General features: G+C 35.7%; 16 protein-coding genes and 1 riboswitch. Of the genes, 7 read left to right on the forward strand and 9 right to left on the reverse strand.

All coding sequences use genetic code 11. The features are described from left to right. The first annotated feature begins 162 nt into the window (after positions 1–162). The 3 genes from EAH81_RS05905 to EAH81_RS05915 all read left to right on the forward strand — a co-directional run bounded on the left by EAH81_RS05905 (position 163) and on the right by EAH81_RS05915 (position 3235). Positions 163–522 carry a hypothetical protein gene (locus EAH81_RS05905; protein WP_140504789.1) on the forward strand — a complete coding sequence of 120 codons (360 nt, stop codon included), beginning with the start codon at positions 163–165 and terminating at the stop codon, positions 520–522. Between the two features lie 481 nt (positions 523–1003). Further along, a complete protein-coding gene (locus EAH81_RS05910) occupies positions 1004–1576 on the forward strand; it encodes a hypothetical protein (protein ID WP_140504791.1) in 573 nt (190 codons plus the stop codon). A gap of 150 nt (positions 1577–1726) precedes the next feature. After that, complete coding sequence (locus tag EAH81_RS05915) at positions 1727–3235, forward strand: ATP-binding protein (RefSeq protein ID WP_140504793.1); 1509 nt, start codon at positions 1727–1729, stop codon at positions 3233–3235. Positions 3236–3665: 430 nt separating this feature from the next. Here EAH81_RS05915 and EAH81_RS05925 read toward each other — a convergent pair whose 3' ends face one another. The 5 genes from EAH81_RS05925 to EAH81_RS05945 form a co-directional block, all read right to left on the reverse strand. Next, positions 3666–3929 (reverse strand): hypothetical protein, encoded by a 264-nt coding sequence (locus EAH81_RS05925; protein WP_140504797.1) that lies wholly within the window; start codon positions 3927–3929, stop codon positions 3666–3668. Between the two features lie 30 nt (positions 3930–3959). Further along, complete coding sequence (locus tag EAH81_RS05930) at positions 3960–4178, reverse strand: hypothetical protein (protein WP_140504799.1); 219 nt, start codon at positions 4176–4178, stop codon at positions 3960–3962. A 369-nt stretch (positions 4179–4547) separates the two neighbouring features. Then, positions 4548–5834 carry a voltage-gated chloride channel family protein gene (locus tag EAH81_RS05935; protein ID WP_140504801.1) on the reverse strand — a complete coding sequence of 429 codons (1287 nt, stop codon included), beginning with the start codon at positions 5832–5834 and terminating at the stop codon, positions 4548–4550. Between the two features lie 40 nt (positions 5835–5874). Then, positions 5875–5945: riboswitch (Fluoride riboswitch) on the reverse strand. A 265-nt stretch (positions 5946–6210) separates the two neighbouring features. Then, positions 6211–6672 carry a hypothetical protein gene (locus EAH81_RS05940; protein WP_206669075.1) on the reverse strand — a complete coding sequence of 154 codons (462 nt, stop codon included), beginning with the start codon at positions 6670–6672 and terminating at the stop codon, positions 6211–6213. A 169-nt stretch (positions 6673–6841) separates the two neighbouring features. Next, entirely contained in the window at positions 6842–7129 is a 288-nt protein-coding gene (locus EAH81_RS05945) for a hypothetical protein (protein ID WP_140504803.1), read from the reverse strand. Positions 7130–7413: 284 nt separating this feature from the next. Here EAH81_RS05945 and EAH81_RS05950 point away from each other — a divergent pair, with 284 nt between their 5' ends. The 4 genes from EAH81_RS05950 (at position 7414) to EAH81_RS05965 (ending at position 10386) form a co-directional block, all read left to right on the forward strand. Continuing rightward, a complete protein-coding gene (locus EAH81_RS05950) occupies positions 7414–8274 on the forward strand; it encodes a helix-turn-helix domain-containing protein (RefSeq protein ID WP_140504805.1) in 861 nt (286 codons plus the stop codon). An 88-nt stretch (positions 8275–8362) separates the two neighbouring features. After that, positions 8363–8590 (forward strand): hypothetical protein, encoded by a 228-nt coding sequence (locus EAH81_RS05955; RefSeq protein ID WP_140504807.1) that lies wholly within the window; start codon positions 8363–8365, stop codon positions 8588–8590. A gap of 3 nt (positions 8591–8593) precedes the next feature. Beyond that, on the forward strand, positions 8594–9649 hold the full coding sequence (locus tag EAH81_RS05960) for an NAD(P)/FAD-dependent oxidoreductase (RefSeq protein WP_241676517.1): 1056 nt from the start codon (positions 8594–8596) through the stop codon (positions 9647–9649). A gap of 143 nt (positions 9650–9792) precedes the next feature. Continuing rightward, positions 9793–10386 carry a short chain dehydrogenase gene (locus tag EAH81_RS05965; protein ID WP_140504809.1) on the forward strand — a complete coding sequence of 198 codons (594 nt, stop codon included), beginning with the start codon at positions 9793–9795 and terminating at the stop codon, positions 10384–10386. 676 nt (positions 10387–11062) lie between these two features. Here the strand turns inward: EAH81_RS05965 and EAH81_RS05970 are convergent. From EAH81_RS05970 to EAH81_RS05985, 4 genes are all read right to left on the reverse strand, one after another. Beyond that, complete coding sequence (locus EAH81_RS05970) at positions 11063–12187, reverse strand: efflux RND transporter periplasmic adaptor subunit (RefSeq protein WP_140504811.1); 1125 nt, start codon at positions 12185–12187, stop codon at positions 11063–11065. A 112-nt stretch (positions 12188–12299) separates the two neighbouring features. After that, the gene (locus tag EAH81_RS05975) at positions 12300–14159 is read right to left on the reverse strand and encodes an ABC transporter ATP-binding protein (RefSeq protein ID WP_140504813.1); all 1860 of its coding nucleotides are present in this window, start codon (positions 14157–14159) and stop codon (positions 12300–12302) included. An 88-nt stretch (positions 14160–14247) separates the two neighbouring features. Further along, positions 14248–16158 (reverse strand): heavy metal translocating P-type ATPase, encoded by a 1911-nt coding sequence (locus tag EAH81_RS05980; RefSeq protein ID WP_140504815.1) that lies wholly within the window; start codon positions 16156–16158, stop codon positions 14248–14250. Between the two features lie 5 nt (positions 16159–16163). Further along, positions 16164–20495 (reverse strand): CusA/CzcA family heavy metal efflux RND transporter, encoded by a 4332-nt coding sequence (locus EAH81_RS05985; RefSeq protein WP_140504817.1) that lies wholly within the window; start codon positions 20493–20495, stop codon positions 16164–16166. Between the last annotated feature and the right edge of the window lie 46 nt (positions 20496–20541).

Consider the following 20541-nt stretch of genomic DNA (forward strand, 5'->3'; position numbering starts at 1 on the left):
CCAATAAAAACAACCTGCTTAAAATTTAGATTTGCGCTTGTACGATTAGGCCGCAGTTTTTTTCTTTTAGAAGATAATTTTATTCTAAAAAGGGATATCTTTGGTACCATATTGTATCAATCCAATTGTAAATATGCCAATATTTAATCCCTAATTTTATTGATGAGAAATTTTAAGTTCATAATTCCTGTCGTGCTGTTCTTTTTTGCTTTTCTAAGCAGAGAATACAAAAGTCGTCAACGGGTACTTGCCGGACTTGAAATGCAGCAGGTTTATTCAAAATTCCAGATACTTCATGTTATAGATTCAGGCTCTTTTGCAGCCAATAAAACAGACCTGCATATCAAGGTAAAAAAGAAAGTAAAATATAGGGCTACAACTTCTGATCCGTTTATTTTGAAGAGGGCTTATTCCCACCAGTTAATCCGTTTTGGTATTTTTAAAAACAGTTTAATTTACGGAATTGCCAAATTATACCAAGTAGATCGGCATGCCCATCTTCACCTGTATCAGCTTTTCTAGGTTTTAATACCGGTTATTTTCCGGCAGAATTCCCCTGCTGAATTATCTTTTGCTCTTATTTTAGAAGCCTTAAATTAAAATAAGTAAGGCGCATCAGTGCCGATATAGGGCTGGCGATGTATTTGTTCTAATTTACAGCAGTACTTCCCTTGTAAACCTTTACGGGAGAAGGTCGTTTTGGCCGATATGATCAGCAGGGATTTATCCCTAGGAGAGTAATCGATCAGAATAAACAGCAGTACTAAACCGCTAAGGTTAAAAATAAACCGGTGTGGTGGCGCATCAGGTGCTTTATCAGCAATTAAAGTCTTTTTATTTTATTGGCTCTTAAATGTATTGTGCCTGTCTGTATCAAAGCATGGTAAATAAATAAAATGTACCCCCTCAAAGTCAAGTAGAGAAAAAAGATTTTTCAATCACTGCAAAACTGGGTGCAGAATCCCAACTGTTATAAAAAAACGGTTTACAAAATAATATAAATATGTTTAAATGTTTTTTTAAAAAACAAGCCTTCCTTTTTTTGCTCTTTATGTTGGTTTCCTGTGAGAATCAGAATTTAAAAAGCCAGTTGTTTTTAGAGCATAATTTTCTGAAAATAATTGATGCTGAGGCTCATCCTGAAGGTTTTACACAGAGAAAAATAACAAAACTAAAAAAAAGTGAAAAAACGATTATTCAACTGGATCCCAAAATTGCCTATAATGAAGATGCAGATGAGCTATTGGTTGATTTTTTTGACAAAAACCCCTTTTACAAAGATCAGTTTAAAGATCTGATCTATGATATCTCCTATAATGAATTTTCAATCGATCATAAATTTGCAAAACAAATTGGAGGGTATTCAATCCATTTTAACAGCAGCAGGGCCACTGATGAACCGCGGGATAAAAATACAGAAAGATTTGCTGTAAAGAATTTCAAATCCTTTGACAACAAGGCAATGCTGGTGCTTTCTAAGACAGAAAATAAACATATTATTGTTTCAGTATTATTGTTTGTAAAGAATAAAAGTAAATGGGCAATTGTAAAAAGGGAAATCTTAGCCAAGACATAGTCTGGAAATTTATTTAAAAAAAAGAGCATAACAATCCGCTAAGCAAAAAAGACAAAAATTCAGTTTCTTGGAATTTTGAAATATTGTTAGCCCGTGATGTAATGCTGTAAATGCAGAAGCTTTATAAATTCGCAAAAACCATCAACAGTCATGTACGACAACCTAACACTTTTGAAAGATATAGTAGAGAACACACCATTGCCCATCGGGGTCTATGTCGGAGAAGAACTAAAAATAGAGTTTGCGAATCCCGCTATGATTGGGACCTGGGGAAAAGGCAGCCAGGTAGTAGGAAAAAGCTATAAGGAGTTACTTCCAGAGTTCGAAGGCCAGCAGATATTTGATCAGGTTATAGGGGTCTTTAAAACGGGCATTGCTTTTCATGCCAAAGACAAAAAAGTAGAGCTGGTAATCGATGGCATTCCCCAAACGCATTATTTTAATTATAGTTTCGTGCCTCTTACTGACAGGGAGGGACGAATTTACGGCGTGATGAATACAGGAGTAGACGTTACGGACCTGCATCTGGCAAAACTGCAGACACAGAGCGCAAAAGAAAAACTTCGCATAGCAGTTGAATCCTCGGGTATGGGAACTTATGAAATTGACTTGGAGACCCAACAAATTAAAACCTCCGGAAATTTTGACGCTATCTGGTCTGCTGGCCCGGATATCACTAATGAAGAGTTAATTGCAAAACTGCACCCTGAAGATCTCCCAGTACGGGAAAAAGCACACAAGCAGGCTCAAAAAACAGGCCTAATAAACTATGAGGCCCGGATCATCAATGAGGACCAGTCCATACGATGGGTGAAAATCAACGGTAAAATTATCAAAGATGTGAAGGGCAGGCCGAGTACCATTATAGGGATCATCCATGATATAACCGGGCAGAGGCAGTTTGAGCAGGAAGTAAAAAAGCAGGTCGCCGAGCACACCAGAGAGCTTCGCAGATCCAATGACGATCTGCTGCATTTTGCCAGTGTAGTAAGCCATGATCTTAAGGAGCCTCTGCGAAAAATTATGATATTTAATGCCTTTTTGAGAAGTGATCTGGAATCTGGTTCCTTGCAGAGTGCGGAAAGATATCTGGGAAAAATTGATCATTCTGCCCTTAGGATGCATGCTGTCATAGAGGGAATCCTTGATTATTCCACAATTGACAAAACAGCACAGCCGGTACAAAAAATAGGCCTAAATGAAATTATGGAGCATATAAAAACGGACTTGGAGCTGGTTATAAAAGAAAAAAACGCCATACTGATCGTAAGTGAGCTTGCTGAGATAGAAGGGGCTCCGATACTCATTCAGCAGCTTTTTTATAACATAGTGCACAATGCACTCAAGTTTTCAAAGTCAGATCAGCCGCCGCGGGTAATTATTTCATCGGCGCTGGTAGAAATTAAGGGCAGTGATTTTGTACGTATAAGTATCAAAGATAATGGGATAGGGCTGGATTCAAGTCATTTTCAAAGCATATTTAAGGCCTTTGAGCGACTGCATTCTAAAGATGAGTATGAAGGAAACGGACTTGGGCTTGCACTGTGCAGAAAAATAGCCAAAAGGCATAACGGAACTATTGAGGCCTTTGGCGATAAAAATAACGGAGCAGAGTTTATAGTCACTCTGCCTTTAAAACAGTTTAAAACTGCCATTTAGAATGTCAGGTATCAGGCATTTACTCAAGATATTAAGGCAGCAAAACATACCACAAGCTCGCAATGTGCGTAATTGGAATTGGCGGCAGCGGATATGAAATCTAAAAAAAGAGAAAATTTAACAGTATTTTAAAAATATAAACTATGATAAAATTTTGGTTAATTACAATTTTGATCTTTACTTTTTCAACCTATGTACTGGTGAGATTAACTTTAAAATCATTCAGGGAAGAAGCAGGGGAGAGAATTTGGCGATATGGGAATGGAAGATCCACTTACTGGCGTATCCTCACTTGGTGCAGTATTGCAATAACCATTGTAGTTATGCTTGTGTTCTATTGGGCAGGAATTCCTATTGTATAGAAATATAAAAGCTGCAGGTAGATGTAACTTGCAGTAATACTTAAATACCTTTTTAGCAATGAGTTTAGTCAGTTAAAGGTTCGTTGTTTTTTAAATTCAATTAGAGTTTTATCAATTATATTTTCAATTTCTAAAAAATTGTTTGCAAGATGCAAAATATCTTCTTGAGCTTTTTCATTGTCAAATTCTATCCATCCCTGCATTAATGTAAGTGGTCCAAAATCAATGCTTATATTTTTCCAGTTGTATATACTTTTTTTAAACTCTTCTCTAAAAGAATTTGCAAATTTTCTACTTTCAATAGAATAACCATTTAATTTTCGAAGTTTCAATGCATGGATATTATAGAATATTTTTTTCTGTTACAAAGTTGATTCGTTAACCCAAATTGAAAAGAAAATTCTTGTCTCAGCAGTTAAGGGATTCTCTTTTGAATTTGTCCATGATTTTTTATAAAGTTTCAAAAAAACCGAATTCAAAACTTCTCCAACAGCTATTTCAAGCCCCTTTTCATTTAGTACTCTTTTGTTAATTTTCGTTGCTGCTTTTTTAAATATACTTAAATAATTTTCAAATTCCATTTTAATCCCTTTTGCTAAATTATGTTTTCAATTTTATATTGCTGTTTAACAATGACTGCTAACGTTTGTCTATAAAAAACTTCCGTTTGAGTTGCATTAAATATAACAAAAACTTGTATCAAAACAAGAATTTTTGCATTTTTTAAGGATTTTGAACGGATTACAAATTCATAGATTAAAAAATGTTTTTTTTTACCTGACTTAGGGAGAAATCGCTCTGCCAAAAAAAACGGATCATCACAGTGATTTCACCTTCAACTGCCGTATTTGCCTCTTAAATTCAGTACTTATCTTAGGTGAACTTTTGTAATTTTCAGAATATTATTTTTTAATATTTTACTAATAAAAAATTGAACTCAAATTGAATCGCTATTTTAAATCATATAAATGTTTGCCTTTTGTCCTGCCGTAAATTAAATGTTTAGGACTCCCTACAATTTGTGATGAATAAATGCCGGTATGCCCTGAAAATAAATAAGCCACAACACAAGATACTCCAATGTAAATGCCGCACTCAGCCCCGAAAAGTTCAATTCCCATTAATGTGCATGCAATCGGTGTATTGGTCGCACCGGAAAAAACAGCAACAAAACCCATTCCTACAAGCAATGCCATAGGTAGTGGTACAAAGAAAAACAGTGCATTTCCTAATGCAGCTCCGATAAAAAACAGCGGTGTTACCTCACCTCCTTTAAAGCCGGCTCCAAGGGTAAAGGCTGTGAAAAGCAGTTTGAGAATAAAATCATAATAAGGCAGGTCCTCACTGAAAGAGTCCACTATTGTAGGCACTCCTAAACCAATATATTTTGTTGTGCCCAGTATCCATACTGCCAGGGCAATTACAATTCCTCCTATGAAGGGTCTTAATGGCGGGTAGTTGATATTTATTTTAAAAACTGCTGTAAAAAAATGGTTAGTTTTAGAAAAACACATTGCTGCCAATCCGAATAAAATTCCCGAGAAGATTGTCCATGCCAAGTTCTGAGGGTCTATTTTTGGAACATGTGATATAGAGTAATGGGTATGGGTGATCTGCCAGGCCTGACAAATGTAGTCGGCAATAACTGCCGCCAAAAAACTGGGCAGCAAAGCCTCATATCGCATTCTTCCCAAGATCATAACTTCAAGAGCGAAAACTGCCCCGGCCAGTGGTGTTCCGAATATAGAGGCAAAACCTGCACTGATTCCCATGATCAGAATAATTTTGCGGTCTCTGTCCTTCAGCTTGAAAAGGTTTGTAAACTGGTCAGCGATCGCGCCTCCCATCTGTACCGCTGTTCCCTCTCTTCCAGCAGAACCTCCGAAGAGATGCGTGACTAAAGTTCCAAAGAGGACTAAAGGGGCCATTTTCAATGGAATTACTTGTTTAGGGCTATGAAATTCTTCCAGAAGCTGGTTGTTTCCCTTCACTACGCTGCTGCCCATATAATGGTAAGTCAATCCAATGATAAGGCCTCCTAAAGGAAGCAGTGCAATGATCCAAAGATGATTTTGACGGTAATTTGTAACGGCGTCTAAACTCGCAAGAAAAAAAGCGGAAGCAGATCCTACGCAAATACTGATTACAGCAGCAAAGAAGATCCATTTGAAAAGATAAAAAAGATAAGGGATTTGTTGTATTGAAATAATACTGCGGCGTAAATTTTGGATGATCATATTGTCTTGAATTAAATGAATACATATCTAGTGGCATAAGCCATTACTAGACGTCATCAGCTCCAATAATTATGGTAGCGGTTCAAGGCAGACATCATTGCCGTATATACAGCAAATGTAATAAATTTATTTAAAAACAAAGCGATAGATTGAAAGAAGTATATTGATGCGGGAGTGAAGGGCCGCTGTCAGCAATTTAATGCAAAGAACGGCTGTACTTAATACGATAGTACTAGGTGTAGAGTTATTTCAGGATTCGTGCTTGTCTTTGTGTTGAATTTTAACTTATTGTTATAAAGTTTTTAACCGTGTTTTCTTTTTTCCTCTTTTGTAATAGCGTAAAAACTACAATTATAAGATTGCAGTACCATATCTTTCAAATTTTCGCGGACACCTTAAGTTCAATGTAAACAAGTACGCTGATAATTGCTGTTTCTACAATAAAATAGGCCAAGCCTAAATGGGTAAGCTCCTTATAATGCATAAATAAAAATGCTAGGGTCAGCAAACAGTAAAGCGCATTGGCAATACTTACGAGTCTTATAAAAAAGGCCCATTTTTCTTTTAAGAATAAAAAGCAGAAGGCCGAATAAAAGAAAAAACAAACTGCTGCCCACCAAAGCAGATTCAGCACTGTTTTTGGCATGCCGATATAAGGGCTGAAATTTTGCAGTATAATAAATAAGAATTGGGCAGTAAGCAAAGCTCCCAGACTGTCAATTAAGAAAAGTGTCTTGGGTTTTTGGGCTAATTGATCCGTTAATTTATTGATAATCCGATCCATTTTTTGATTTCCTATTATAATTAACCCTGCTGGTTTCTGGTTTTTAAGATGCATATAACGGTGCTAATTTATCCGAATTGTGTCTTACTGTATTATACAAAGCTTGGTCTTTACCGCTAATATAATAAATATATTTATTTCGCGTAAGTATTACAGCAGTTCTCGGTATTTTGGAGATCATGACAGTTCAGTCCCCATTTTTCCGGAATTTTTCAGGTAGAAGTTAATTGCAGAATGCCATGTTATTTATTTTGATCAGGCCTTTTAGGGTTATGGAACTTTGATCAGTAGTTGGATTCAATACAATGTATTGCTGATCGTCCAGCAAGATTAGGGCTTCTACTATTTTTGCATGGTTTTCCCTTTGGGCAGAAATATTTTCGGTAAATGTTTTCAGGACATTGTAAGGAGGGATTACAAGCGCTGCCAGCTCTTCTAATGCGCAGGTCCTGGGGTAACTCTGGGCAAGTTTATTTAGTATTCTATCAAAATAAACAGATGATCTTTCCAAGATATAATAGTTTAAATAATAACATAGTAGCTTTGAATAAAGATACAAAGATTTGATTATTATTTAAATATTTTCCATACCATCCCAATTCAAATTAGTATCATTCTGGTGTTATCCGTTTATAATGCCATTTTTTAGGAGCTTTTCCCGCTATAGGTTCCAATCTTTTGTGCCGAACCCCGGCGGGCTGGAATTAAATTAAGCGTAGTAATATTTACTAACAAATGATAATTTTCATAAACTTAAGTATCTTTGAATAATTAAGCTGCTAAGACATTTAAATTGTGCGAAACATTCCAATCCGCCATATTAGTGAACAAATTGAACCTGAATTATTAGGCAGTTTTACTATACGGGAAATAACATCATTGTTGTCAGATAAGGATATGGTTCAGGAGGTGCACAGGCACGATTTCTATTATATTTTAATTGTTAAAAATGGAAAGGGGCATCATGAGATTGACTTTATAAACTATGAAATAAAAAATCATACTGTTTTTATCATGCGTCCCGGCCAGGTGCATTCTCTTTCTCTAAAAGAAGGCAGCACAGGCTTTTTAATACAATTTAAAACAGATTTTCTTTATTCTCATAACAGCGCCTCACAAAATCATCTGACCAAATTAATTCAATACAATAGTTATAACCTCAAGGAAGAAGGGTTTGATAAAATCGAAACGATTTTATTAGAAGCATTAAAAGAATATACCTGCAAGCTTAAAGGTTATCAGGAAGTTTTGAAAGCCAGCCTGAGCATTTTTCTTATTGAACTGCTCCGCCAGCGACAGGATGAAGTTATCCCGGTTGTGAGAGGTAGCGTCTACGGACAGGAAAAACTAGAGCAATTTCTGGAACTTGTGGAAAAAAACAGTATTACCCATAAACAGATTTCACAATATACCGGTTTATTAAATTTGTCGTCTTACCAGTTAAGTGCCATTACAAAAACTTTACTGGATAAAACCCCTTCCGAGATCATAAACCAACATATTATCCTGGAAGCGAAACGCCAGCTTTTAGCGACCTCAAGGCAGGTCAGCCAGATTGCCTATCATTTGGGATATGATGATGCATCCTATTTCGCCCGGTTTTTTAAAAAGCATACAGGTCTCTCCCCAGAGTCATTTAGGCAAAACTCTAAATAAGTCCTAACGAACTTCATTTCTGTCCTGCCTGATAGGTTTTCGGCTGAAGTAATTTTGTCCAATAAAATTAATTCAAACCGAAATCAATATGAAAACAAAAATGAAACTGATAGCATCGTTAAGGATATGGCTGGCCATTTATCCCTCGATTACACTTTTTTTATTCCTGTTTGGTAAAGCATTGTCTTTTTTGCCTTTATATCAGCGGACTTTTATACTCACCATTGCCTTAGTGCCCTGGGTAGTATTTGTCGGGATTCCTTTTTTAGATTTTATTCTGCGTCAGTTTACAAATAAAACAAAAAATAAAGCCTAAAAAGTGGACCGTCCAATACAAACGGAATTGGTGAAATCCGGTACAACAGCCGGTATAGATTTTACAGGATCAAGACGTAAGTTCATTAAACAATCAGGATTGGGAATAGTAGCTTTTACTTTTCCATTTCCACTTAAAGAATTTCATATGAATACAGATAGTAAAAAATTTGATGTCATTATTATTGGAGGAAGCTACTCAGGCTTAGCCGCGGCAATGGCACTAGGAAGGGCATTAAAACATGTTTTGATTATTGATAGCGGCCAGCCCTGCAATGCACAGACGCCATATTCCCATAATTTCCTAACCCAGGATGGAAACACACCTGCAGCAATCGCTAGTCTGGGAAAACAGCAGGTAGAAAAGTACGATAATGTAAAATTCCTTAACGGTTTTGCTTCTAAAGGAAAAAAAAATGATAAAGGTTTCGAAATACTAATGGAAACTGGAGAAACTTTTGAGGCTTTAAAATTAATTTTTGCCACGGGCATAAAAGATGTAATGCCACAAATTGAAGGGTTTTCAGAATGCTGGGGAATTTCTGTATTACACTGCCCGTATTGTCATGGTTATGAAGTGCGCAATACAAGGACGGGGATTTTGGGAAATGGTGATTATGCATTTGAATTAGCGAAGATGATTTCAAACTGGACTTCAGCTTTAACGATCTATACCAATGGTGTATCTACGATAACAAACGAACAGCTTGCCAGGCTGAAAAGTCATAATATTACTATTGTTGAAAAGGAAATCAAGAAATTAGAACATATTGAGGGGCATATCCAAAATATTGTATTTAGAGATGGCACAAAATCGCTGCTGAATACTATGTATTCCCCAAGGCCTTTTATACAGCGCTGCACTATACCTGAATCGCTTGGATGTGCTATTACTGAGGATGGTTACATTAAGATCAATTCTTTTCAGGAAACGACAATTGAAGGTATTTATGCTTCCGGTGACAATACCTCGCGGGTTAGAACGGTTGCCAATGCAGTTGCAATGGGAACTGCCGCCGGAATGGCAGCAAGTAAAAAGTTGATATTGGAACAATTTTAAAGTTTATAATCTTAATAGTTAAAGAATGATACATTATCTGAATTCTGTCCTATCCAACTTACTTTATGTCCTAACACATTGAAAACATCCTAATATATCTTTGTCAAAGAAAAAAAAACAAAAAATATTTAAAATTCACAATTATGAAAATTATTATAGTAGGTGCAAGCGGCACTATGGGAACACATTTAGTAAAAGCTCTCAGAGAAGAGCATGAAGTGATCACAGTGGCATCTAAAGGATGTGACATCGATGCCGATATTACTTCAACAGAATCAATTGAAAACCTCTTCAGGCAGACGGGTTCATTTGATGCCTTAATTTCAACGGCAGGTCCAACATTTGTAGGTCCATGGAGCAAATTAAATGACACAACATTCAGAAATGGAGTGGAAGGAAAAATGATGGGACAGATAAATCTGGTGTTGATAGGTCAGAATTATATTAACCCAAAAGGCTCATTTACTTTAATTACCGGTGCTTTAACATATGAGCCACAGGTAAACTTTGCCAACGCTTCAGCTGCTAACGGTGCTGTAGAAGGCTTTGTTCGTGCAGCGGCAATTGAACTGGAAAACGGGATTCGTATTAATGCAGTGAGCCCGACAGTTATTGAAGATTCACCACAGTATTTCCCATACTTTCCGGGAGAAATCCCCACAACAATGAGACAGTTGGAATTTATGTTTCGTAAAAGCTTGTTTGGTAAGATAACAGGTCATATCATTAGACCTTAAAGCAAGTGCAGCAGCTGCCTTCGGGTCATTATATTCACGTATAATGACCTAGGCTGAAAGGCAAGTTTAGGTTTCAATCTTCAAAATCAAAAATAATCCCATTAAAAAATAATCATCTATTTTATCTAAAAATGCGTAGTGAAAAATAGAGTTAATTGTGATATACAGTTTCGAACCTAAACCTGTTAGAGCTTTATTTTATTGAACTTCTAGTTTTTCAAAATACAGTGCACCACGATTCTGCCACAAAACCCAAAGTATTAAATTTTAGTGATGGTAATTACTAAATGTGGTCTTAAAATTTTATAGACAATTTATTATAATTTTTTTATTGCGAGTATGAAAATCTAGTTACAATTATTTTACTGGTGGAGAAAGAGGGTCCAATGCCTTTATGAAATCCAAGTTAATCTAAGGATGACAATATATGATTTAAGTAAGGGACACATATAGGGTCACTTAATAAATTAATACAAGTCCAATGATAAGAAATAAACAGTTGTTTTAGTAATTATCGATTCACAAAACAAGTACATAAATATTTACTGGAGTATAGATTCTTAGTTAAAAATAGACATAAAGAAAATAAATTTTACTATTTAATCCCAAGATTTCAAACTTCTGAATGAGATATCGAAGGTATAAAGGAACGATTCGGGAGTACCTCTTTGTTGCCTTACTCTTCAATATTTTTCATTTTCATCAATAAAGAATAGGCTCCCTTAGTAACAATAGCTTTATTTTTAAAATCGTTTGAAACAATTTCAGTGAATCCATTTTCTGAATTTCCCGTTAAAACTTCTTTCATTTCAAATTGTTTATTTCCTTTGTCGATAAAAACGAAATCTTTATTTTCAAAATTTACAATGGCATCAGAAGGTAAAACATTGGATTGTTGGCTCTTGAGCTCAATCACTGCATTCATATACATTCCTGGTAAAAGTGTTTTATCATATTTTATGAAGTGACAGTGCATTTCTGTGCTTCTATTTTGGGAAAAATCCTTACCAATTAGTATGATCTTGCATTCATATTTTTTATCAGGATTTGTGTTGGTGTAGGCCAATAAGGATTGGCCAATAGCTAGTTTATTGATGTCCTTTTCAAAAACGGTTAACGCCAGATGTATATCAGATGGATTTACTATTTCGAATAAAATATCGCTTGGCGTGACATATTTACCTGTATTTACATTTACTTTGGATACGTAACCGCTTATTGGAGAACACACATTAATGCTTTTTGAGATTGTTTTCGCAGATATATTGTTTGGGTTTATTCCTGCAAATTTTAATTTTTCTCCATAGGACTGCACCATTACCAATAAAGAATTGTACTCTGTTTGTGCTTGCTGATATACCTTATCACTGCTGGCTTTACTCTGGTTAAGTTCTTTTTGTCTTTCGAATTCAGCCTTAGCATAACCTATTTTAGCTTTGGCTAATAAATAATCTTCTTGCAGTTGGATGTATTGCTGATCCTCTACAACACATAAAACCTGTCCTTTAGTTACATACATCCCTTCTAAAAGCCTGGTGCTTTTTAAATAGCCCCCCATTGGAACACTGACAGAAACTAAATTTTGAGGGGGAACATCAATTTTTCCGTTTAATTTTAGTGTTTCTGAAATTTCTCTTTGCTGAATTTTTCCAGTTTGAATACCTGCATTTTTTATCTGCGTTTCTGTAAGGGTTGTTACGTTTTCTACTGTATTTGCCTCACTGGTATTCTCTTGTTTCTCTTTGCTGTTGCATGATACTAATACTAAAGATAGAACAGACATTATTATTTTATTTCTCATTATATGAATCTTTATTTATAAATATTTATTTTTTATTTTTTTGACTGATTGTTTTATATTTGTAAAGCTTCTTTTGATAAAGCACAAATATTAAGCATTCAATAAAAATATATTATTGATACCCCATTGCTTGTAATTGAAACAGCTCGGCATATTTTCCATTTTGTTGTATTAATTCCTCATGGCTTCCTATTTCCAGAATCTCACCTTTATCTAACACTAAAATGCGATTGGCCATACGAACAGTTGAGAACCTATGCGAAATAAGAACAGAAGTTTTTCCTTTGGTTAGCTCTACAAAACGTTGAAAAACCTCATGCTCCGCTTTTGCATCCAGTGAAGCTGTAGGCTCATCCAAAATCATTAATTGGGCATCTCTCATATAGGCTCTTGCCAAAGCAATTTTCTGCCATTGCCCACCGGATAATTCCACTCCTTCATTAAAACGTCGTCCTAATTGCTGTTTATAATTATTTTGAAATCCTTCAATAAATAGATTTGCCAGACTTTGCTCGGCAGCACTTTTAATTAAGGTATCGTTTTCTTTTTCAGTGATATTTCCTGTTGCAATATTTTGGGAAATTGTCATTTGATAGCGAAGATAATCCTGAAAAATGATTCCAATCTGCATTCTTAGATCGTTAATATCATATTCCCCTAATTCGTAGCCATCTAATAAAATTCTACCCTCGGTAGGCTCATATAATCGGGCTAATAACTTGACAAGTGTTGTTTTTCCTGCGCCATTTTCTCCTACCAGGGCTAGTTTCTCTCCAACATTCAGCGTGAAGTTTAAATTGCGGTTTGCCCATTTCTCTGAATTGATGTATTTGTATCCAACATTTTCAAATGTAAAGCCCTGTTGTATTGGATTAGGAAAGGGTCTTTGCTTTGAAGAGGGTATAATTTGCGATTTTATTTGAAAAAACTCAAAGAAGTCACTTAAATAGATTGCACCTTGCGAAACACTTGTGAAACGATTTAAAATACCTTCTAATAATGTTCTTAGTTGTCTGAAAGAGCCTGCAAGAAATGTAAGTTCACCAATGGTTATTTTTCCATTAACGGCCTTGTAAATTATAAAAACATAAGCAAGGTAATACCCCGCAGTTCCAAGCATTGAAAATAGACTGCCCCACATGGAACGTTTGATGATTAAAATACGATTAGTCTGGTAAAATTTATTGGACAATTCAACAAAACGATTGATTATAAAACCGGATAAATTAAAAATCTTTACCTCTTTAGCCGTTTCATCACTAGCACCTAAAAATCGTACATAATCTAACTCCCTTCTCTCTGGTGTCTGTCTTCTGTTAAGACTATAACTTTGATCATTAAAATAAGTTTCACCAAGAAAAGCAGGAATGATCGCTATTAATAATATGATAATAAGCCAAGGATTAAACACCATCAAACCAGTAGCTAAAAACCCCATTGTAATAATATCCTGCAATTGACTCAGCACTTGCGAAAGTAAAACGGTACGTCCTACGGTTTGTTGTCTTGCCCTTTCCATTTTATCATAAAAAACGGAATTCTCAAATTGCTCAAGATCTAATGTTGCGGCATGTTCAATTATTTTTACAGAAGTATGATTTGAAAATAAATCCCCAAGTAAACTATCCATCAATGTGATGGATCTGTTTAATATATCTGATAAAATAGCCAGACCAAATTCAATAAGTACTAACTTCCATAAAAGATTTGATGATATACTCTGCTTACTCATGCTAATTATAACCACATGATCTATAATAAGCTTACCAACGTATAAAATTGCAAGGGGCATTGCCGATTTTAAAATACGAAGTACAGCATTTGCAATAGTCAATGATTGACTTGTTTGCCAAACCAGTTTAAAAAACTTAGGTAGGTTTCGTAGTGCAGACAATCTTTGTTTAAAACTCAATTGCTCGTTTGCTGCTTTTGTTTTTTGCTCAGTTTTAAAAAGCTTGTTCCAAATGTTCATTTCTGATTTTTAATACGTTAAAATAATAATGCATTAGTAATGATTTTAATTTTGCGCTCTTTCCTTTTTTTAATTAGAAGAACTATAATTATCTTAATAAGCGTAAGCCACTCAATATTACTAGTACCGTACTGCCCTCATGTCCTATTACTCCTTCGGGCAGATTAATTATACCTCCCAAAAAATTCATAGTAACCAGAGTTAGGGCAACACCAATGGCAAAAACAATATTTTGTTTCACAACACGGTTTGTACGTTTTCCAAGTGAAATGGCAAATGGGATATTTTCAATATTATCAGACATTAAAATAATATCTGCTGTTTCCATCGCTACATCAGTACCTGCACCACCCATTGCAATACCTACTGAAGCGCTGGCTAAAGCTGGAGCATCATTAACTCCATCGCCCACCATTGCTGTTTTGCCATATTTACTTTCCAGCTTTTTTATTGCTCCTACTTTTTGTTCGGGCAAAAGTTCGGTATATATTTCATCAATTCCGGTCTGTTTTCCAACTGCATTACCGGTTGTTTTACTGTCTCCAGTTAGCAAAGCTACTTTTATACCCATCGCTTTTAATTCATCGATTACTTTTTTAGCTTCCGGGCGAATAGTATCCACTATAGAAAGTAATCCTATAAGCTTTTGATTTACTGCAACAAAAATCACAGTTTTACCTTGATTTTCTAATTCATCTGCCTTCTCTAAATGATCTTTCAAAAGAGAAATGTCATCCAATATATCCACTTTACCAATTCTGTATGATATACCATCCAATGATCCATGAACTCCCAGACCATGAATTGCTTGTAATTCCTTTGGTCTTTTCAGTGCAACATTTCTCTCCTTGGCCGCTTGAACTATTGCCTTAGCAATTGGATGTTGAGAAAGAGTTTCAATAGAGGCCGCTACTTGCAGCAATTCTATTTCTGTAGTATTTTGAAGCGGAACAATATCCATCACTTTGGGCTTACCACTGGTAAGGGTTCCTGTTTTGTCAAAAGCAACCACTTTTATATCAGCAATGTTTTCAAGATGAACCCCTCCTTTGAATAAAACACCTTTTCTGGCAGCGTTTGATATTGCCGATAAAGTTGCTGGCATAATGGAAGACACTAATGCACAGGGTGAAGCCACTACCAGGAAAATCATGGCACGATAAATAGTTTCGCTCCATGTCCAGGAAAAAATATAATGTGGTAAAGTCATTAGTACCAATGCACTTATGATAACAAATTTTGCGTAAATTCCTTCAAATCGTTCTACAAAAAGTTGAATAGGTGGTTTTTCTTTTTGAGCTTCATGCACGAGATGAATAATTTTTGCCAACATTGTATCTTCTGCTGATTTGGTTACTTCAATTTGCAAAGCTCCCTGTCCGTTGATCGTTCCTGAAAAAACTACATCATTGTTTTTCTTATCTACTGGGATAGCTTCCCCGGTTATAGAAGCTTGATTAATTGCAGAATATCCTTCAATAATAATACCATCAGCAGCAATACGGTCACCCGGTCTTACGATAATAACATCTCCTTTTTTGAGTTGTTCTACTTTTACTGTTCTCTCTGCTCCATCTTCGAAAAGTACTGCTTCTTCCGGACGCAGTTTCATAATCGATTCAATGGCTTTATCTGTTCGCTCCATGGTGTAGCTTTCTAAAGCACCACTTAGAGAGAAAATAAAAATCAGGATTGCGCCATCCATCCAATATCCAATAGAAGCAGCACCAATTGCGGCTACTACCATTAATAAATCAACATCAAGCTGTTTTTCTTTAAAGAGTGTATCTAAACCTTCCTTGGCTTTTTGATAACCTCCAACTATATAGGCTAAAATATAAAGCGAGATTTCTGCAACACTAATTTCGCTCTTCCCTGCCCACCATGCAAGCCCTATAAATAAAAGACATAAACCCGTTACTATGGCCTGTCCATGGCGCTCCCAATTAACAAAAGATAATTCTTCACTGACTTGAGTATATATTGCTGTTTCTTTCATGATTTTTATATGTTAGTTAATGAATGGAGTTCAATAACAGTTGTGTTCAATTCTCTAACTGCTTCAATATAGTTGCTCTGAATTTCAGTGTTTTGATTGGTAAGCATTACCCATTCTAAATAGTTGATATCGCCATTGATAAATTTCTTATTGGCAGCATCGGTCACTAAAGCTACATTTTTTAGCGCTTGGGTTTCATAATAAAAAATAGTTTGTTGGTATTTTTTATATTGCTGAAGCAATTCCTGGAAGCGATTTTGCAGTTTTAGCTTCTGATCGTTTAAATTATTCTCTCTAATTTGGGTGTTGACACCTAATGCTTTTTCTTTATTTTTTATAGCAGAATTAAACAGAGGCAGTGCCACGCCAAACTGGCCATAAACCCCATTATAACTATCTTGGAAAGCAGTATTGGTTTTGAAAGTCTGCCAATATACACCACCGATTAATTCAGGTAATTTTTTAGATTTTTCCAATGCAATTTCCGCTTTGTTACTATTGATCTCTTGTTCCTTTAGTTTTAGACTTGGGTGATTTTCAGTTGCATTTTCATTATTTTTTTCATCGAATGTCATTTTATACTTATCCCAAAGAGGACTAAAATCCTTATCTTCATTCAATAAGTATTTGAATTGGATTTGACTCATTTTGTAATCACTTTGCAATTCCTGCAGCTGTATTTTTATTTGTCCGGATTGATTCTCAGCAGTAGATTTTTCCAGAATATTACTTTCTCCTTTGTTAAAACGTAGGGTCGATTTTCGTAAAAATTCGGAGTAAATACTATCATTTTTTTGCAGCAATCTTTCTTTTTCTTTCAGATACACCATTTCATAAAAGACAGTTGTAACTTGTCGGGTTATTTCTTTTTGCTGCAAGGCCTGGTTCCATTGACCTGTTTTGGCTTCTTCTATCAATAACTTTTTCTGTCTTTTGTAAACTGTGGGAAATTTTATGTTTTGAGAAATCCCTATTTTTATATCGTTCATATTGGTATTAAACTGACCAAGCTCTCCAATAATTCCTGTATTGGAAATATCATAGCCTGTGTGGCTCATTCTTTGTAAATATTCAGTATTCAGTTTTTCATTTTTAACTTTTAGATTGTTCTGTAATGCCATTTCAATAGCTTTATCAATGGATATTTTTTCCTGTGCATTTACATTTTGAAAAGAAAAAAATAATGCTATTATTAATACTGTTATAAGTGGTTTTAGTCTTTTCGGTTTTTGTTTAATTCCTTTTTCGAACATGATGTATAAAATTGGTAAAACAAATAAAGTCAGAAATGTTGCAATAAGCAATCCGCCAATTACTACTGTTGCCAAGGGCTTTTGTACCTCTGCTCCCGAACCTGTACTTAGTGCCATTGGTAAGAAGCCCAAAGAAGCTACAAAGGCGGTCATTAGCACAGGTCGTAAACGTATTTTCGTTCCTTCCATTACGATTTTCTTCAGATCTGTTTCACCTGATTTTCTTATGCTGTTGAATTCGGCTATTAAAACCAATCCATTTAAAACTGCCACACCAAATAAGGCAATGAAACCAACACCGGCACTAATACTAAAAGGCATTCCTCTTAATGCTAAAAAGAAAATACCTCCAATGGCAGAAAGCGGAATAGCAGAATAAATTAGTAACCCTTGTTTAATAGATTTGAACGCAAAATACAACAGAATAAAAATTAACACCAATGAAACAGGAACAGCAATCATAAGACGTGTTTTGGCTTCATTTAAATTTTCGAATGCTCCTCCATAAGTAGGATAATAGCCTGCTGGAAACTTTATTTTAGCCTCAACTTTGCCTTGAAGTTCTTTTACAATGCTCTGAACGTCGCGTCCACGGACATTAAAGCCAACAACAATCCTGCGTTTGGCATCTTCTCGTTGTATTTGATTGGGGCCTTGGGTTATATCAACTTTTGCCAGTTGGGATAACGGTACCTGTGTTCCATTGGGGGTAGGGATTAGCAAATTTTGGACATCTGCCAGATCTTGACGTTTTTCTCCCGTGAGGCGGACAACCATGTCAAATCGTTTTTCTCCTTCGTACACAACACCTGTGCTTTGTCCTGCAAAAGCAGTATTAACAATTCGGTTGATGTCTTCAATATTCAAATTATATTGCGCAATTGCAGCACGATTATAATCAATTACTACTTGTGGCATTCCGGTAACCGTTTCTACATACAGATCAGAAGTACCTTCAACGGTATTTACAACTTTACCCAATTTATTAGCGTACAGAGCCAGTGTATCTAAATTTTCACCATATATTTTACAAACTACATCTTGTCTTGCGCCTGTCATCAGCTCATTGAAACGCATTTGTACCGGATATTGAAAACCATATGAAACACCCGGCACGGCTTCGAGTTCTTTTGCCATTTTTTGTGAAAGTTCATTAAAAGTGGACGCAGATGTCCATTCACTTTTATCTTTCAAGATAACCATCATGTCACTTGCATCAATTGGCATTGGGTCGGTAGGGACTTCACTGCTTCCTGTTTTTCCAACTATTTTTTCTACTTCCGGGAATTTATCCAACAATATTTTTGCCCCCTGAGAAATAGCTGTCATGGAAGTTTGCAGATTACTTCCTGGCAATACTCTGGTTTCTACCGCAAAATCACCTTCTTCAAGAGAGGGCATAAATTCTCCTCCCATAAAAGAAAGTGTGATTAATGCCAAGACAAATAATGATAACGTTATTCCAATAATTGTTCTGGGTATTGCCAAGGCTTTACTTAGTAACGGCTGATAAAAATTTTCCAGTTTTTCCATCATTCGATCTGAAAGGTTTTTCTTGTGGCTTATGTTTTTGCTTAAAAACAAGGCGGTCATCATAGGAACATAAGTCAGAGACAGAATAAACGCACCGAATAAGGCAAAAGCGATAGTCTGGGCCATTGGAAGAAACATTTTACCTTCGATACCACGTAGGGTAAAAATCGGGATGTAAACAATCAAAATAATTAGCTCACCAAAAACAGATACGTTACGCATTTTTACAGATGTTTTCCGTACCGTATTATCCATCTCTTCCTGAGATATTTTATTCGTTTTTCTAGTATGAAGGCTAAAGAGGCAGGCTTCAACAATAATTACGGCACCATCTACAATCAATCCAAAATCCAAAGCTCCTAAACTCATTAAATTTCCGCTAACACCAAAAATATTCATTAAGATCACTGCTATAAGCATAGCCATAGGTATAACAGAGGCAACAATTAATCCGGCTCTTACATTTCCCAAAAAGAAGATCAGTACAAATAGCACAATTAACGCTCCTTCCAGCAAATTTTTTTCAACCGTTGAAATGGAATTATTTACCATTTTGGTGCGGTCTAAAAAAGGTTCTACAATCACTCCTTCGGGTAATGTTTTTTGGATCTGCTCGATACGTTCTTTGATCTTTTTTATCACCACATTGCTGTTGGCTCCTTTTAGCATCATTACTACCGCCCCGGATACTTCGCCATTTCCATTATAGGTCATTGCACCGTAACGAATAGCACTTCCGATACGTACATCAGCTACATCACGAATAAAAAGCGGAGTGCCGCTGCCGGTATTTTTGATTGAAATATCATTTATATTTTCGATAGTACTAATTAGCCCTTCACTTCGTATGTACAAAACTTTAGGACCTTTTTCAATATAAGCCCCTCCAGTGTTCTGATTGTTTTTTTCCAAGGCTGCAAAAACATCACTTATGGTAATATTATAAGATTGGAGTTTGTTTGGATCTATAGCAATTTCATACTGTTTTAGTTTTCCTCCGAAACTGCTCACTTCTGCAACACCTTCAACACTCACTAACTGTCGGCGAACAATCCAGTCCTGTATAGTGCGGAGTTCAGTTATATTATATTTTTTTTCGTAGCCGGGTTTGGCTCTGACTACATATTGATATATTTCTCCAAGACCTGTTGTTACGGGAGCTAATGAGGGTTCTCCTATACCCTTTGGGATTTGGTCCTTGACAGCGCTTAACCTTTCGGATACTTGCTGTCTGGCCCAATACACATCAGTCTGATCATTAAAGACAATGGTAACCACAGATAATCCAAAACGGGAAAAACTGCGGATTTCTTTTAATCCTGGAATGTTGCTGTTTGCCTGTTCAATGGGAAAGGTGATCAATCGTTCAATATCCGTTGCTCCGAGCGAAGGAGCAGATGTGATTATTTGTACCTGATTGTCCGTAATATCTGGTACGGCATCAATGGGTAATTTGGTAAATTCATAACTGCCATATCCAATAAGAGCAAGGATAAAAAGACCGATAATGAGTTTGTTCTTTATAGAAAATTCAATAATTTTATTAAGCATGACTTTGAGATTAATGAAATGAATAGAATTAGCAGTATGCAAAAAA

It is taken from the genome of Flavobacterium pectinovorum, assembly GCF_006438875.1.
Classification (GTDB): domain Bacteria; phylum Bacteroidota; class Bacteroidia; order Flavobacteriales; family Flavobacteriaceae; genus Flavobacterium; species Flavobacterium pectinovorum_A.

What these genes read in the sequence shown, in the direction of transcription:
- EAH81_RS05905 (WP_140504789.1), top strand. Translation starts at nt 163, where the DNA reads ATGAGAAATTTTAAGTTCATAATTCCTGTCGTGCTGTTCTTTTTTGCT.
- EAH81_RS05910 (WP_140504791.1), top strand. Translation starts at nt 1,004, where the DNA reads ATGTTTAAATGTTTTTTTAAAAAACAAGCCTTCCTTTTTTTGCTCTTT.
- EAH81_RS05915 (WP_140504793.1), top strand. Translation starts at nt 1,727, where the DNA reads ATGTACGACAACCTAACACTTTTGAAAGATATAGTAGAGAACACACCA.
- EAH81_RS05930 (WP_140504799.1), bottom strand. Translation starts at nt 4,178, where the DNA reads ATGGAATTTGAAAATTATTTAAGTATATTTAAAAAAGCAGCAACGAAA.
- EAH81_RS05935 (WP_140504801.1), bottom strand. Translation starts at nt 5,834, where the DNA reads ATGATCATCCAAAATTTACGCCGCAGTATTATTTCAATACAACAAATC.
- EAH81_RS05940 (WP_206669075.1), bottom strand. Translation starts at nt 6,672, where the DNA reads ATGCATCTTAAAAACCAGAAACCAGCAGGGTTAATTATAATAGGAAAT.
- EAH81_RS05955 (WP_140504807.1), top strand. Translation starts at nt 8,363, where the DNA reads ATGAAAACAAAAATGAAACTGATAGCATCGTTAAGGATATGGCTGGCC.
- EAH81_RS05965 (WP_140504809.1), top strand. Translation starts at nt 9,793, where the DNA reads ATGAAAATTATTATAGTAGGTGCAAGCGGCACTATGGGAACACATTTA.
- EAH81_RS05970 (WP_140504811.1), bottom strand. Translation starts at nt 12,187, where the DNA reads ATGAGAAATAAAATAATAATGTCTGTTCTATCTTTAGTATTAGTATCA.
- EAH81_RS05975 (WP_140504813.1), bottom strand. Translation starts at nt 14,159, where the DNA reads ATGAACATTTGGAACAAGCTTTTTAAAACTGAGCAAAAAACAAAAGCA.
- EAH81_RS05980 (WP_140504815.1), bottom strand. Translation starts at nt 16,158, where the DNA reads ATGAAAGAAACAGCAATATATACTCAAGTCAGTGAAGAATTATCTTTT.
- EAH81_RS05985 (WP_140504817.1), bottom strand. Translation starts at nt 20,495, where the DNA reads ATGCTTAATAAAATTATTGAATTTTCTATAAAGAACAAACTCATTATC.